Annotated in this window: 8 protein-coding genes and 1 pseudogene; 3 read left to right on the top strand and 6 right to left on the bottom strand. The window is 58.6% G+C overall.

What is annotated here, in order from left to right; translation table 11 throughout:
• On the bottom strand, positions 1-4,727 hold a 4,727-nt coding region (locus ACWKV9_RS26685; protein ID WP_483839102.1), incomplete at its 3' end, for a retention module-containing protein.
• A gap of 402 nt (positions 4,728-5,129) precedes the next feature.
• On the opposite strand from ACWKV9_RS26685, the gene ACWKV9_RS26680 reads away from it, so the two are divergent.
• Genes ACWKV9_RS26680 through ACWKV9_RS26670 form a run of 3 tightly spaced genes read left to right on the top strand, consistent with a single transcriptional unit; the run spans position 5,130 to position 10,055 of the window.
• Positions 5,130-6,482: a TolC family outer membrane protein gene (locus tag ACWKV9_RS26680; protein ID WP_483839101.1), complete on the top strand. Its 1,353-nt coding sequence runs from the start codon at positions 5,130-5,132 to the stop codon at positions 6,480-6,482.
• 53 nt (positions 6,483-6,535) lie between these two features.
• The gene (locus ACWKV9_RS26675; protein ID WP_483839100.1) at positions 6,536-8,689 is read left to right on the top strand and encodes a type I secretion system permease/ATPase; all 2,154 of its coding nucleotides are present in this window, start codon (positions 6,536-6,538) and stop codon (positions 8,687-8,689) included.
• A complete protein-coding gene (locus ACWKV9_RS26670) occupies positions 8,679-10,055 on the top strand; it encodes an HlyD family type I secretion periplasmic adaptor subunit (protein ID WP_483839099.1) in 1,377 nt (458 codons plus the stop codon). Before ACWKV9_RS26675 ends, ACWKV9_RS26670 begins: the two co-directional genes overlap by 11 nt.
• 105 nt (positions 10,056-10,160) lie before the next feature.
• On the opposite strand, the pseudogene ACWKV9_RS26665 reads toward ACWKV9_RS26670, so the two are convergent.
• From ACWKV9_RS26665 to ACWKV9_RS26645, 5 genes and pseudogenes are all read right to left on the bottom strand, one after another.
• Positions 10,161-10,451, bottom strand: a pseudogene (locus tag ACWKV9_RS26665) (type II toxin-antitoxin system RelE family toxin).
• Complete coding sequence (locus ACWKV9_RS26660) at positions 10,441-10,680, bottom strand: type II toxin-antitoxin system RelB/DinJ family antitoxin (RefSeq protein WP_483839098.1); 240 nt, start codon at positions 10,678-10,680, stop codon at positions 10,441-10,443. Before ACWKV9_RS26660 ends, ACWKV9_RS26665 begins: the two are co-directional and overlap by 11 nt.
• Positions 10,681-10,819: 139 nt before the next feature.
• Positions 10,820-11,692 (bottom strand): alpha-amylase family protein, encoded by an 873-nt coding sequence (locus tag ACWKV9_RS26655; protein WP_483839097.1) that lies wholly within the window; start codon positions 11,690-11,692, stop codon positions 10,820-10,822.
• A gap of 34 nt (positions 11,693-11,726) precedes the next feature.
• Entirely contained in the window at positions 11,727-13,691 is a 1,965-nt protein-coding gene (locus tag ACWKV9_RS26650; protein WP_483839096.1) for an NfrA family protein, read from the bottom strand.
• On the bottom strand, positions 13,688-15,808 hold the full coding sequence (locus tag ACWKV9_RS26645) for a glycosyl transferase family protein (protein WP_483839095.1): 2,121 nt from the start codon (positions 15,806-15,808) through the stop codon (positions 13,688-13,690). The genes ACWKV9_RS26650 and ACWKV9_RS26645 overlap by 4 nt, the downstream gene beginning before the upstream one ends.
• Between the last annotated feature and the right edge of the window lie 5 nt (positions 15,809-15,813).

Here is a 15,813-nt window from a genome sequence, read left to right as displayed (position 1 = left end):
TTCAAGGTGACCGAGCCACCTTTCAGTGTCGCGTTATCCACGTCAGCCAGCGTGACTTTGCCATCCAGCGAAACGCCGGTCTGGCCTTCGGTGAAGGAAAACGGGCCTTCAATGGTAGCGGTTGGCGCGTCGTTGACCGGAACCACACTCACAACCGCATTGACCGGCACAGAATTGTTCTGGCCATCGTTCACGGTGATCGTGATGTTGCGATCAATCGCGCTTGGGTCTTGGCTGTTGTTGCTGAAGGTGATCGATTTGATCACGGCTTCGTATTCTGCCGCGCTCGCAGCGCCGCTCAGTGTCACGACCAGCGCGCCATTGACGGTAGAGGTGGTAACTGTGATCGCAGGGTTGCTGCTGCCGACCACCAGGCTGTCGCCGGTTTGCGGGTTGCCGAGGCTAACGGTCGCTCCGGTCAGGGTTGGGCTATCGACGTCGGTGATGCGCAGATCGCCAACGACCGGCACGCCGTTGTCACCTTCAGTGAAGGTCGTGGCGAAGTTGGTGCCGTTGGTGTTGTTGTCCAGATCCACCACGGGCAACGCGTCGTTGTCGATAATGGTCGTGGTGACGCTGCCTTGGGTTGGGCTGACTACGATTTGCTCGAAGTTGCCGCCGCTGATCGTGCCAATGGCGACGGTCAGGTTTTCAACGCCTTCGGGAATGGTGTCGTTGATCGTGCCGATGTCGAAGGTCACGCTGCTGGCATTGGCTGGCACTTTGACGCTGACTACTTGGGTGTAATCGCTGCCATCGGCCGCTGTGCCACTGTAGGTCAGGTTAATGGTGACTTCGGTCTGCGCCGGGTTGCTCAGCGTGATGGTGTATGTCGCGCTTTGACCTTCGATCACGGACGCGCTGCCGGTGATGCTGGCAGTCGTGGTGTCGATGGAGTCTGTAATGCCAACAACAGCAGGCGCCGGGTTCGGCACCAGGTTTTCGAAATTGCCGCCAGTCGCGCCAGTGATCGTGGTGCTGATGGTGGTGTTGGTGTTGTACACATCATTAGCTGGAGCAGGAACGCTGATGCTGCCAGTCGATTCACCGGCTTTGATAACGATGGTCGAACCGTCGGACAGGGTGACGGTGACCGGCGTTTGCGCCGGGTTAGTCAATGTCGCGGTGTAAGTGATCGACGTACCTTCAGTGCTGGTTGCGCTGCCCGCCGTCAGGGTGACGGTGGTGGTGTCTGGCGAGTCGGTGATGTTCACGACTGCTGCTGCCGGGTTCGGCACCAGGTTTTCGAAGTTGCCGCCGGTTGCACCGGTGATCGTGGTGCTGATCGTGGTGTTGGTGTTGTACACGTCGTTGGCCGGAGCAGGAACGCTGATGCTGCCGGTCGACTCGCCCGCACGGATAACGATGGTCGAACCGTCGGACAGGGTTACCGTGACCGGCGTTTGGGCCGGGTTAGTCAGTGTCGCGGTGTAGGTGATCGACGTGCCTTCGGTGCTGGTAGCGCTGCCAGCCGTTAGGGTGACAGTGGTGGTATCGACGGAATCAGTAATCCCAACCACAGCAGGCGCTGGATTGGGCACAAGGTTCTCGAAGTTGCCGCCGGTTGCGCCAGTGATGGTGGTGCTAACCGTGGTGTTGGTGTTGTACACGTCGTTAGCTGGAGCCGGAACGCTGATGCTGCCAGTCGATTCACCGGCTTTGATAACGATAGTCGAGCCATCGGACAGGGTTACCGTGACCGGCGTTTGGGCCGGGTTAGTCAGTGTCGCGGTGTAGGTGATCGACGTGCCTTCGGTGCTGGTAGCGCTGCCAGCCGTTAGGGTGACAGTGGTGGTATCGACGGAATCAGTAATCCCAACCACAGCAGGCGCTGGATTGGGCACAAGGTTCTCGAAGTTGCCGCCGGTTGCGCCAGTGATCGTGGTGCTGATGGTGGTGTTGGTGTTGTAGACGTCATTAGCCGGAGCAGGAACGCTGATGCTGCCGGTCGATTCGCCCGCACGAATGACGATAGTCGAGCCATCGGACAGCGTGACCGTCACTGGCGTTTGTGCCGGATTGGTCAGTGTCGCGGTGTAAGTGATCGACGTGCCTTCAGTGCTGGTAGCGCTGCCAGCCGTCAACGTGACGGTGGTGGTATCAGTCGAATCAGTAATGCCAACCACAGCAGGCGCTGGATTCGGCACCAGGTTCTCGAAGTTGCCACCAGTCGCACCGGTGATCGTGGTGCTGATGGTGGTGTTGGTGTTGTACACATCATTAGCTGGAGCAGGAACGCTGATGCTGCCAGTCGATTCACCGGCTTTGATAACAATGGTCGAACCGTCGGACAGCGTGACCGTCACTGGCGTTTGGGCCGGATTAGTCAGTGTCGCGGTGTAAGTGATCGACGTGCCTTCAGTGCTGGTAGCGCTGCCTGCGGTCAGAGTGACGGTGGTGGTATCCGGCGAGTCGGTGATGTTCACGACTGCTGCTGCCGGATTCGGCACCAGGTTTTCAAAGTTGCCGCCGGTTGCGCCAGTGATCGTGGTGCTGATGGTGGTGTTGGTGTTGTAGACGTCATTAGCCGGAGCAGGAACGCTGATGCTGCCGGTCGATTCGCCCGCACGAATGACGATAGTCGAGCCATCGGACAGAGTGACCGTCACTGGCGTTTGCGCCGGATTGGTCAGTGTCGCGGTGTAGGTGATCGATGTGCCTTCAGTGCTGGTAGCGCTGCCAGCCGTCAACGTGACAGTGGTGGTGTCAGTCGAATCAGTAATGCCAACCACAGCAGGCGCTGGATTCGGCACCAGGTTCTCGAAGTTGCCGCCCGTTGCGCCAGTGATGGTGGCGCTAACCGTGGTGTTGGTATTGTACACGTCGTTAGCTGGAGCCGGAACGCTGATGCTGCCAGTCGATTCACCGGCTTTGATAACGATGGTCGAACCGTCGGACAGGGTGACGGTGACCGGCGTTTGCGCCGGGTTAGTCAATGTCGCGGTGTAAGTGATCGACGTACCTTCGGTGCTGGTAGAGCTGCCAGCAGTCAACGTGACGGTCGTGGTGTCAGGCGAATCAGTAATCCCAACAACAGCAGGCGCCGGGTTCGGGACCAGGTTTTCAAAGTTGCCACCAGTCGCACCAGTGATCGTCGTAGAGATCGTGGTGTTGGTGTTGTAAACGTCATTAGCCGGAGCGGGGACGCTGATGCTGCCAGTCGATTCGCCCGCACGGATAACGATGGTCGAACCGTCGGACAGGGTGACGGTTACCGGCGTTTGCGCCGGGTTAGTCAGTGTCGCGGTGTAGGTGATCGACGTGCCTTCAGTGCTCGTCGCGCTGCCAGCCGTCAGGGTAACAGTGGTGGTATCGACGGAATCAGTAATCCCAACCACAGCAGGCGCTGGATTAGGGACAAGGTTTTCGAAGTTGCCACCCGTTGCGCCAGTGATGGTGGTGCTAACCGTGGTGTTGGTGTTGTAAACGTCGTTGGCTGGAGCCGGGACGGTAACCGTAGCAGCGGACTCGCCCGCACCAATGACGATAGTCGAGCCATCAGACAAAGTGACAGTCACTGGCGTTTGCGCAGGATTAGTCAGCGTCGCGGTGTAAGTGATCGACGTGCCTTCAGTGCTCGTCGCGCTGCCAGCGGTCAGGGTGACGGTCGTGGTGTCGACAGAATCAGTAATGCCAACCACAGCAGGCGCGGGGTTCGGAACCAGGTTCTCGAAATTGCCACCAGTTGCGCCAGTGATGGTGGTGCTAACCGTTGTGTTGGTGTTGTAAACGTCGTTGGCTGGAGCCGGGACGGTAACCGTACCAGCGGACTCGCCCGCACGAATGACGATAGTCGAGCCATCAGACAAAGTGACAGTCACTGGCGTTTGCGCCGGATTAGTCAGCGTCGCGGTGTAAGTGATCGACGTACCTTCGGTGCTGGTAGAGCTGCCAGCCGTCAGAGTGACAGTGGTGGTGTCGATGGTGTCGGTGATCTGGGTCACCGCAGGCGTCGGATCAGTCGTGACCACAATGCCGGCGCCGCCGGTGGTACCGGTGACGGTTGTAGAAATCTGGGTTGGATCAATGTACGGCGAATTGTTGCCCGGAATCTGAACCGAAACCGTCCCCGTAGTCTGGCCGCCAGCGATAACGATGGTCTGGCCGTTAGACAGGGTGATGGTCAGGTCGGTCGTTGGCGCCTGAGTGACGGTGGCGGTGTAGACCAGCGTGCCGCCTTCTTCGGTCAGCGTTGGCGTCGCCGTAACGCTAAGGGTCGAAGCGGTTGCCGGCGTGGTTGTATCGAGAATGCCAGCATCTTGCTGGACCGTAGCCGCGCGTTGATTGTCCGGGCCTGCAGTCTGAAAGCCGATGGTTGGATCAACCACGCCAGCCGTTTCGTTAAGCATGACGAAGCTGTGTCCGCCCCCGGCATCGCCGCCGCCAGTGCCAGCCTGACCTGCAGCAGTGGCTTCGAGGTCTTTGGTAGGGTCAGCGCCCGCAGCGATGGCTTGCTGCAATTCGGCAACCGATGGTGCGGCCTGCGCGGTGGCTTCCGACAGATTGACCGTAGATGTCGGGGTTTCCGAACTCCACTGGCTGTCACGGCCCATGTCCAGGGTGCGGCCATCAGGCAGTTCGAGCGTGACCGCTCCTGCCGGGCCAGTCAGCACCTGTTCCCCGGCAAACAACCGGTCCCCCTCGATCAGTACACGGCGAATCCCTTCCGGGGAGACTGCGACTACTTGGCCAACAATGCTTTTGACGATGGCAACAACACTGCTCATTGGGGGAACTCTCCGCGTTTACCGTTCAGTTGGTATCCATGATGCCGTCCGGCTTTTCTATGCGCCGCTTCATACTGGAGTACGTATTTTTTACACTATTATTTGACGTCAAATAATTAACTGATTGTTTTAATTATTATTTAAGTTTTGACGCCAATTTATTAACGCTGGGTTTACAGTTTGGGAATTAACTTTTAGCCAAACTATTGACCTATTCGGCGACATCCTAAACAATCGCTTCCGTAATGTCACATTGATATTCAATGGAATCGCGTCTTTCTGCTGTGTGATCCCAAGTCCCATTCAGAACACTCCGACAACGGTCCCATTCAATTGCCATTTTTATGATGCGGCGGCTGTACTGCTGCGTTTTGAACAAGAACGTTCTCGGGATCAAAAAACATGCGTGCGCACTTCCTTACCGTAATTCCATTCGCTCTTACCGCCACTCTGGCCCATGCAGAAAGCCTGCCACAGGCCATGCAGAAGGCGATGGACGTGCATCCCGAGGTTCAGGCAGGCGTTAACGCACGTATCGCTCAGGACTACGCCGTTCGTGCCGCCAAAGGTGGATACCTGCCGCGCGTTGACCTCACGGGAGGTTATGGTCGTGCAGGTTCTGACACCCCGAGCACGCGCGCGACCACCGGTAACAATGACTGGCAAACGCTCAATCGCGGCGAGTCGGCCATCCGCTTGCAACAAATGCTTTTCGACGGTTTTCAGACATCCAACGAAGTAGGGCGTCAACAAGCCACCGCCAATTCCCGTGGCTACTCGTTGTTGAACACAACTGAACGTACTGCACTGACAGTTGCGCAAGTTTATCTAGACGTAATGACCCAGCGTGAAATGGTCCGCCTGGCAGAAGAGAACTTGAAAAGCCACGAACGCATTTACGACCAGATCAAGTTGCGTACCAGTCGCGGCGTAGGCCGTATGGCCGACATGGATCAGGCCGATGCGCGTTTGGCTCAAGCGCAAAACAACTTGCTCACCGAAAAAACCAATCTTGCCGATGCGCAAACTAACTACTTGAGCGCAGTGGGTGTGTTTCCCGATCAACTGGAAGCGCCAGCGCCAGTCATGGCAATGATGCCGGCCACCCTTGATGAAGCGCGTAAGCAAATGCTGGAAAACAGCCCCGTGCTGCGTTCGGCCGAGTCCGACATCGCTGCGGCTGAAAAGCAGTACCAGTCTGCCAAATCGACGTTCTATCCACGTTTTGACGCTGAGCTTGGCCGTAACGCCGACAACAACATAGGTGGCGACGAAGGTCACAACAACGGCTGGGAAGCGATGGTACGCATGCGCTTCAACCTGTACTCCGGCGGCAGCAACAAGGCTGACCTTGAGTCCAAGTCGTATCTGGCCTCGCAGGCGCTGGACATCCGCAACAACGCGCTGCGTCAGTTGAACGAAGAACTGGGCCTGGCCTGGAACGCCTACAACAACGCCACCTCACAGATCCCGATTGCGCAGCAGTACGTTGATCGCACTGCCAGCGTTCGTACTTCGTACCAGCAGCAATTCGGCCTGGGCGAACGTACTCTGCTCGATCTGCTCGACTCCGAAAACGAGCTGTTCACGTCGCAGCAACGTCTGGTGCAGTTGAAGAACCTGCAGCAGTACACCCAGTACCGCATCAAGGCTGATATGGGCGTTTTGTTGAAAAGTCAGGGCGTCATGGCGCCAATGGCATCAGTTGTGCAGAACGATATAAAACCGACAGTTCAACTGCCGGGTATGAACTGATTTTTGACGCAATCGGTTTCTCCAACAGTTAGCGATATAAAGAGAGTGTCAGCGTGGATTTGGAATTACCTTCGGTTCAACTAGGCCATGATCCCCGCAGCCAGCACGATGATCCGTTACTGGATGGCCTGCTGACGCTCTGCGCGCTGCACCACAAACCCGCCAGTCGGGCGATGCTGACCACCGGTTTGCCATTGCCCGATCAACGACTGAGCGCCGATTTATTGCCGCGAGCGGCTGCCCGTGCCGGTTTGCAGGGGCGTTTGCTGCAACGCAAGCTCGATCAGATCCCTTCCATCGCACTGCCTGCGCTGTTGCTGCTCAAAGACGGCCGAAGCGCTGTGCTGTTGAGCTGGAACGATGACAGTGCACGTTTGCTGCTGAGCGAAAGCGATGGCGGCGAAGTTGAAGTGGCCCGTGAAGTGCTGGCCAAGGATTACAGCGGGCGGGTGTTCTTCGCCCAGCCGCAACATAAATTTGACGTGACCAAGGGTTCGCTCATTCCACGGGCGAAATCCTGGTTCAAAGACACCCTCAAGCGCTCGCGCTGGCTGTACGCCGATGCGATCGCTGCAAGCCTGGTGATCAACCTGATCGCCTTGGCTGCACCGCTGTTCGTGATGAACGTTTACGACCGCGTGGTTCCGAACCAGGCCACCGCCACACTGTGGGTACTGGCCGCCGGCATCTGTGGCGCCTACCTGTTCGACCTGCTGCTCAAGGGCCTGCGCAGTCTGTGCCTGGACCTGGCTGGCAAGAAAACCGACCTGATCATCTCCGCCACGCTGTTCGAACGCATCGTCGGCATGGCCATGAAAAACCGGCCTGCCCGGGTCGGCAGCTTTGCCCAGAACATCCATGAGTTTCAGGGGATGCGCGACTTCTTGACGTCGCTCACCCTGACCAGTCTCATCGATTTGCCGTTCACTCTGATCATCCTCTTGGTGATCGCGCTGCTGGGCGGCAATCTGGTATGGATCCCGATCATCGCCTTCCCGTTGGCGCTGGGTATCGGCCACTTCCTGCAAAAGCCGCTGACCGCCACCCTCGAACGCACTATGGCGCTGGGTGCCGAGCGTCAATCCAGCTTGATCGAAACCCTCGCTGGCCTTGATGCAGTGAAGGTCAACAACGCTGAAAGCGAACGTCAGTACCAGTGGGAACAGACCATCGGCACCCTGAGCCGGCTGGAGCTGCGGGTCAAGATTCTGTCCGGTCTGGCGATGAACATCACGTTGCTCATCCAGCAGCTGGCTGGCGTGGCGATGATCTGCTTCGGCGTTTACCAGATCATTGACGGCAACCTCAGCATGGGCGGCCTGGTGGCGTGTTACATGCTCAGTGGCCGCGCGCTCGGCCCGTTGGCTCAGTTGTCCGGTTTGTTGACCCGTTATCAGCAAGCCAAAGTGACGATGGTTTCCGTAGACCAGATGATGGAGCTGCCGCAGGAGCGCAACTTCGACGAGCGCCCGCTCAGCCGTCAGGTGCTGCAGGGCGCGATGGAGTTTCGTGGCCTGGATTTCACCTATCCCAATCAGCAAACCCTTGCGCTCAAAGGCATCAGTCTGGTGGTTCGGCCGGGCGAGAAGATCGGCATCATCGGCCGCAGTGGCTCGGGCAAAAGCTCGCTCGCCAAATTGCTGGTCGGTCTTTATCAGCCCGACGCCGGTTCTTTGCTGGTGGACGGCGTGGACATCCGCCAGATCGACGTCAGCGAACTGCGCCATAACATCGGCTACGTAGCTCAAGACATCCAGCTGCTGGCAGGCACCTTGCGCGACAACCTGGTTTCCGGCGCTCGCTATGTCGATGACGAAATGGTCCTTCAGGCCGCCGAACTGGCTGGCGTGCATGAATTCGCCCGGTTGCACCCCCAAGGTTATGAGCTGCAAGTGGGGGAGCGTGGACAGAATCTTTCCGGCGGACAGCGGCAGAACGTTGCACTGGCCCGCGCCTTGTTGCTTAACCCGCCGATCCTGCTGCTGGACGAACCGACCAGCGCCATGGACAACACCGGTGAAGAGCGCCTGAAACAACGCCTGCAGGCAGTCGTCGAGAGTAAGACCGTGATCCTTGTTACTCACCGAGCATCGCTGCTCAGTCTGGTTGATCGTTTGATCGTCATCGACCGTGGTCAGATTCTCGCCGACGGCCCGAAAGCCGCCGTCATGGAAGCGTTGAAGAAGGGGCAGATCAGTGTTGCTTAAGTCAGGTCCGGGACAATCCGGCGGCGGGATCTTTCGCTATTTCCGTGGCACTTCTTCGCTTGAAGGGCAGCCGCTGCCCGAAGTCGAAAAGGCGCTGGTCGACGACGCGCCGCGCATTGTGCGTCTGACCATCTGGGCGGTGATTCTGTTTTTCATGTTCTTGGTGCTGTGGGCCAATTACGCGGTCATCGATGAAGTGACCAAGGGCGAGGGCAAGGCCATTCCTTCGACCAAGGTGCAGAAAATCCAGAACCTTGAGGGCGGCATCGTCGCCCAGATCTACGTCAATGACGGCCAGATCGTCGAGGCCGGCGCTCCGTTGATCCGTCTGGACGACACGCGTTTTGCTTCTAATGTGGGCGAGACCGAAGCTGATCGGGTATCGATGGAGTTGCGCGTTGAGCGTCTGAGCGCTGAAGTCGATAACCGTCCACTGAACCTTTCCGCGGAAGCGCGCAAAACTGCGCCGAATCAGGCCGCCAACGAAGAGTCGCTGTACCAGAGCCGTCGTCAGCAACTGGCTGATGAACTCGGTGGCTTGCAGCAGCAATTGATTCAGCGTCAGCAAGAGCTGCGCGAGTTTGCGTCCAAGCAGGAGCAATACCGCAACAGCCTGGGTTTGCTGCGCCAGGAAATCGGGATGTCTGAGCCGCTGGTCAAGCAGGGCGCCGTATCCCCGGTTGAAGTGCTGCGCCTGAAGCGTTCGGAAGTGGAAACGCGCGGTCAACTCGACGGCACCACCCTGGCGATTCCTCGTGCGCAGGCAGCGATCAACGAAGTGCAGCGCAAGATCGACGAAACCCGTGGCAAGTTCCGCAGTGACGCGCTGACGCAGTTGAATGAGGCGCGGACCAACCTGAGCAAAGCGCAGTCCACCGCCAAGGGGCTGGAGGATCGGGTCAACCGTACGATGGTGACATCGCCGGTGCGCGGTATCGTCAAGCAGATGCTGGTCAACACCGTGGGCGGTGTGATTCAGCCCGGCAGCGACATCGCCGAAATCGTTCCGCTGGACGACACGTTGCTGGTGGAAGCACGCATTCGCCCGCAGGACATTGCGTTCCTGCATCCGGGGCAGGAAGCGATGATCAAGTTCTCGGCCTACGACTACACCATTTACGGTGGGCTGAAAGGCAAGCTGGAACAGATCGGCGCGGACACTATCCAGGACGAAGAAAAGAAGAACACGTTCTACGTCATCAAACTGCGCACCGACCGCAGCCACCTGGGCACCGATGAGCATCCGCTGCTGATCATCCCCGGCATGGTCGCCACCGTCGACATCATCACCGGCAAGAAAAGCGTGCTGAGCTACCTGCTTAAACCAGTGCTAAAAGCACGGGCCGAAGCGCTGCACGAGCGTTGATCCTGTCCGTCAACGCTCGCAAAAAAACAGCAGCGTGTTAACACGCTGCTGTTTTTTTTGGTTTGAAAAAGACGGTAGGGCCGATTGCGAAGCTATTGAGGCGAGTCAGCGCGGTACTCGGCATTGCGCATCATCATAGGCTGCTTCGCCTTCTCTTTTCCCGATAGCCACGACGAACACGATGATTTCGCTGTCCTGCACCTAGTAAATAAGCCGATAGCCTGAACTGCGGAGCTTGATTTTGTAGCAGTCGGGCAACCTGTAAAGGCGGTTTGCTTCGATGCGGGGGTTTAACAGCACGTCAGCCAACTTCTTTTTGAACTGCTGGCGCAGTGTATCGCCTAGCTTGTTCCATTCTTTCAAAGCACGCCGGTCGAATTCAAGGTTATAAGTCATCCAGACTCACTTTGACTCGCTGTGGATGGGCCAGACGCTTTGCTGCTTCAGCTAGGAGCGCTTCGTCTTCATCGGTGACAAGCATTGGCTTGAACGGCAACTTTCCACGTTCTGCAACGTATTGAAGCGTTTGTCGCAGTAGTTCGGACGGGGTGACGCCGAGCTTCTCCAGTTCAGCGAATGAACGCGTTTTGAGATCGTCGTCGATGCGGATATTAATAGAAGCCATGAGGCAGTCCTGTAATGACGTTTGCCGTTACGGTATAGCGCTTCTCCAGGGGTCGCAATCGGATTTTCCTGATTTCACGTGCTTTCGATCAATGGCAGATTTGATTGAATTGTCCTTGGCTGGCGCCACCGCAGATACGCTACTGACCCAAATCCTTCACCAACCCCGGCGTCAAATAATGCGGGCCGTCGAACAGGTACAGGGAGTAGCCGTCATAGGCGGCGATCTGGGGTTTTAGCTCGGCCGCTGTGGCTGAGCGGAAGCCGCCCCCGACTTTGGGGCGGAAGGCTTCGACGATGATTTTCACGCGTTTTTTGCCCAGTCTCTTGCTCAGCGCGTCAGCGTAGTTTCGAGCGACGGGGGCGGTGCGGGTGTAGACGCCGACGCCGTCCTGGAAGAACACGCCGATGTCGCTCGGCAACCAGCTTTTCAGCCAGTCGGCCGTCGCGTCAGGCCCGATGTTGGCGCCGTCGTAGACGCTGATCCACAACGGTCTCGGCAATTTTGCCAGTAATGCGGGCAACTCTTTGGCCCGACTCCAGCTTGGGTCTACTTCCGCCGGAAAGTACCAGCCAGTGACATTCAGCGGCGTTTTCACTTTCGCCAGCCGCGCCGACATCACGGCCAGCTCTTCAATGTTGTCCCGGGATTTGGTTTCGCTGAAAAATCCTGCCAGCCCCAGAATCACATCCTGCGCCCAAGGCGCTTTGGCAATCCTGCTCCAATCAGGCAGCACCGGTACCGTCGGCATCCCACTGTTGGGGACGAATGACTGGCCATCTACTGCCGTCCATTGCACCAACAACTCACGCGCGCCGAGCTTTTGCCATTCGCCGTTGATGCCGACGGTGGCGTTGTCCGGCTGCCAGACGATGCCAACCACACCAGGCCCTTTGGGCTGGGTCAGCTGATAAATACCCGTGGACGCCAGCCCGAGCACGCCAACGACCACCGCCGTCAGCGAGGCTTTCGCCAGCGTCGTGCGCGCGAGCAGACGGGTCAAAATGCTCAATGCACCTCCCGTCGCAAAACGCACTCAATCAGCATCACCACGAAAAAGTCATCCGCGCGAACACGCCTTCAGCGCTGTCATCGCCGAACACCTTCGCTCGGTATTGCACGGAAAAGTCCACGTAAGACTGCGGCGCCTTGTACTTGTCCTCGCGGAACCAGTAGCGCACGCCGGTGCCGACACCCACGCCGCCCGCATTGTCAGATGAGGTGTGGTTGCGACCGAGCGCGTCCACTTCGCTGTGCATCTTGGAGTCATAGTCCACGGCCGCCACCACATGCGGGAACACCACCAGCTTGGGGCTGATGCTGTCCAGTCGAAAGCTGCGCCCGACCTGCCATTCGCTGTTGAAGTAGTTGCGCTTGTCCTGCAGATAACGCCCGCCTTCGGCATACAACTGCGAGGTCCACCAGCTCGGCACATCCACCCGCAGATCAGTGCCGATGCTGGAACCATAGCCCAACCGGACCAGCCAATCGCCATCGACATTGGAATTGCCCAGGGGGAAGGTGCGCTCCAGTGCGCCTATGACATTCAGCCCGGTGAACGGCTTGATCCGCGCGCCGACAGCGCCTTGCAAGGCATCGGCGCCAGTGTCGGTGCTGCTTTCCTTGCTCCACAGCGTATCCGTGATGCGGCCGTACAGCTCGACGAAGCGCGCATCGCGATAGCCAAATGGACGCCAGAACACTTCCGTGCTGTTTTGCACACTGTCGTTATTGCTGCTCGGCGCGCCGTTCAATCCGCTGCTGGTGGCGGCGCCTCGATACGTGGTGGTGTTGGTCACACCCCATACGCGGGACAGGTCCGACACCGCGCGCCGGGTATCGAACACTTGCTGATCCGGCATCTTCAAATCGCCGGTCTGCTGATAGTCGAGCACGCGGCGGAAGTAAGCGATGGCTTGCACATCGTCTGGTGTGCGCATGGCGCTGTAGGCCGCGTCCTGAACTTCTGTCGGCTTGAGACCTTTCGTTCGGTCGATATGCTTGAATTCGGCCAATGCGCCTTTATCGTCACCGGCCTGACTCAAAAAGTAGGCGATCTGCACTTCGTCACCCGGTTGCAATTCCCCGGCGGCGCGAGCTTTTTGCAGGGTTTGCAGTGCTTCTTTGGGCTGTCCCATCGCCGCATGCAGCGACGCCTGTTCCCGCAGCGGCAGGTTGCCAACGGCCAGGGCCTGGGCGAAATCCTGCTGCGCGCCACTCTTGTCGCCCAGGCGCTGACGCATCTGGCCGCGCTGGACGAGCAACGTGGCGTCATTGCCGTTAAGCGCCAAGGCCTCGGTAGCGGCGGAACGTGCCGACGCGTATTGACCCTGCGCAATCAAGGCACTGACCAACAACTTGCGATAAGCCATTTCCTGGGGGAATTGACGGATCGCTTCCTTCGCATCACCCACCGCTGTTTCACTGTCGCCACGCGCCAGTGCTTCATAACCCTTGGCTGCGGTGTTGACCGCGACTTGTTCATGAATCGCTTGCAGACGTCGGGTTAATGCAGGCTGAGGACCGACGATCTGCACGGCGTCGTTGATCGCCATTTCTGCTTCCGGAAGGCGCTGCTGACGTTGCAGCGCCTCAATCAGCATCATTCGGTAATCGAGATTTTTCGGCGCTTGGCTGATGGCTTTGCGCGCGTAAATCGCTGAACTGTCGTAGTCACGATTGGCATAAGCACGCAGCGCGCGATTGCCCTCCAGATACCCAGGTTTTGTAGGAGCAACAGGGTAACGCCGAGGGTGATCGCGGCGCTCTTTGTCGCGCTCGGCCAGGGCGATCAATTTGCGCAACTGATCGGCATCGGCCCGTTGGCGCAGCGCCTCGTTGGCCTTGGCGATGGCCTCGTCGTAATCCCTGCGGTTGTAGGCGCTGTACGCCTCGTTGGCGATGGAATACGCAGGGCCGGTCAGCGGTAATGGAAGGATTTCTGCCCAAGCGAATGTGGAAGAAAAGCTTAAGCCAGTCGCCAGAAGCGGCAGGATGAAGGGGCGCTTCATAGTGGCTGCTCCGTGTGATCGTCTGATCGGTAATGGCTGTGCTGACGCGCCACTGCCTGTTCGATGGTTTCCCGTGGCAGCACGCCTATGTCCACCAGGTAATCGCCGATGCGGCCATGCAATTGCGGTCGATAGCCCAGCATCGCCTGACGGAAGACTTCGCGGTCGAGCAAGCCTTGCTCGATCAGCAAATCCCCCAGCAGCGGCGCCGAGGCGGGCAACGGCTGACCCTCGACGATCTGCAATTGACGCAGCTGCGCAACGATCTCGCTTTCACGGGCAATCAGTTGCACCGGTTCGGCGCCCATCTGCTCGGTGATCTGCCGCATGCCGTCGTCCGGCAGCGGGCTTGCGACCGCGAGTTGCGGGCGCCCTTGAACATCCATTGCCAAGGGCACAACACGCCAGCGCAGGCAGAACTCATCGGCCAGCGGGGAGTGCGGGTCAGCCTTGGCGGCTACATCGAATGCCCGCGGCAGATCATTTTGAAAGGCGATGGCTTCGGCCAGGGTTTCATCGTCGAGCCAGCCGTGGCTGAGCAGAATCCGCCCCAGCGGCAACGGACGGGTCTGCTGCTCGGTCAATGCGGCCTGCAGGTTTTCATCGTTGATCGCCTGCCAAGAGAGCAGAACGCTACCCAGGCGGCGCGGTGCAGCGGCGACCAGATCAGTCGAGGGAAAGTCGTGCATGGTCTTGTCCCAGACCAGTTTGCGGTTGAGCAACTTGCCCACCAGAAACATGCGCCAGGCCCGTGCAGCGGCCATGAAATTCACGAAATTACCGACGATCATGCGCGGCATCGACAGCAAACCGTGCTGCCAGCCGTACAACACGGTGGTGAAGTAACAGCGATGGGCGATGCGCCACAGCAGCGCGACACCGTTTGCCAGCAGCAGGTAACGGATGTACCCGTTGTTATCGAACGGCGCCGGAAAACTGGTGTTCCACAACCCACTGGCGCGCAACACAATCAGCGCCAGTAGCTGCGCGAGAATAACGTAGGCAATGATGCTGACGAACGACGTCACCACGCTTTTGCGGTCGCGAAACAGCAGATAGCGGTTGGCCAGCGAACCAGTCCAGCCCATTTGCTCCCAGCCTTGCAGGCCGATGCCCAGCGTCCAGCGGGCTTTCTGCCGGAACGCGGTACGAAAGGTGTCCGGGAAAAACTCACGCACGCACAACGGCATTTCCAGGGTCGATTCGTACTGTTTGCGAAACCAGGATTTGCGCAGCACGCGAAACTGCACCGGGAAACGCACGAAGATCGCGTTCATGCCGTATTTGGCCAGGCGCGCGCCTACGTCGTAGTCCTCGGTCAGGCTTTCGGTGTTGAACGGCTGGTTCTGGTTTTCTTCTGCCAGGACCATCAAGGCGCGGCGCGAGAAACAGGTGCCGACACCTGCTGACGGCACGGTATCGGTCATGCTTTCACGCACGACCAGGTCCTTGCCGTGCCATTCGGCGAACTCGTCCATGTACGTGCCCGCCACCCACTCGTACCAGTTGCGTTCCAGCGATACGACTGGCAGCTGAATCATGTCCTTGCGCGGCAGCAGGTAGTTGAACAGGCGCAGTTCCAGCGGGTGCAGCACGTCCTCGCTGTCGTGCAGCACCGTGCCGGCAAATTGCACGGCGTGGGTCTGCTCGTACAGAAAGATCGCCTGGATTATCCAGTTCAGGCAGTCGGCCTTGCAGGTCGGGCCGGCATGCGGCACTTCCACGCGGTGCAACTGCTTGTAGCGGCGGCGCATGCGCTCAACTTCATCGATGGTGCGCTGGTCGTTGATGTAGGTGCCGACGAACACTACGTAGTTCTGGTAATCGAGGGTCGTGACCATGTTCTCGATCATCGGCGCAATGACGTCGTATTCCAGCCACGCCGGTACCATGATCGCCAGCGGTTGCTCGTCGCGGGCCATCAACTGCTCGACGGTGAGCGGCCGATACCGGCGCTCGGCGGTGAACTTGCGGTAGATCCGGCGCGCCCAGTACCAGACGTCGATGATCAGGTCATCGACGCTGGAAATCAGGATCACCACCGCGACGACGATCGTCGCTACTTCCAGCACGCTGTAGTAATGGGCCAGCCAATACGGCCAATAAAGCGACGTCATCGAGG

It is taken from the genome of Pseudomonas corni (genome assembly GCF_057128765.1).
Note: the sequence above shows the minus strand (reverse complement) of the source record. Positions and strands in the feature narration are given on the sequence as shown.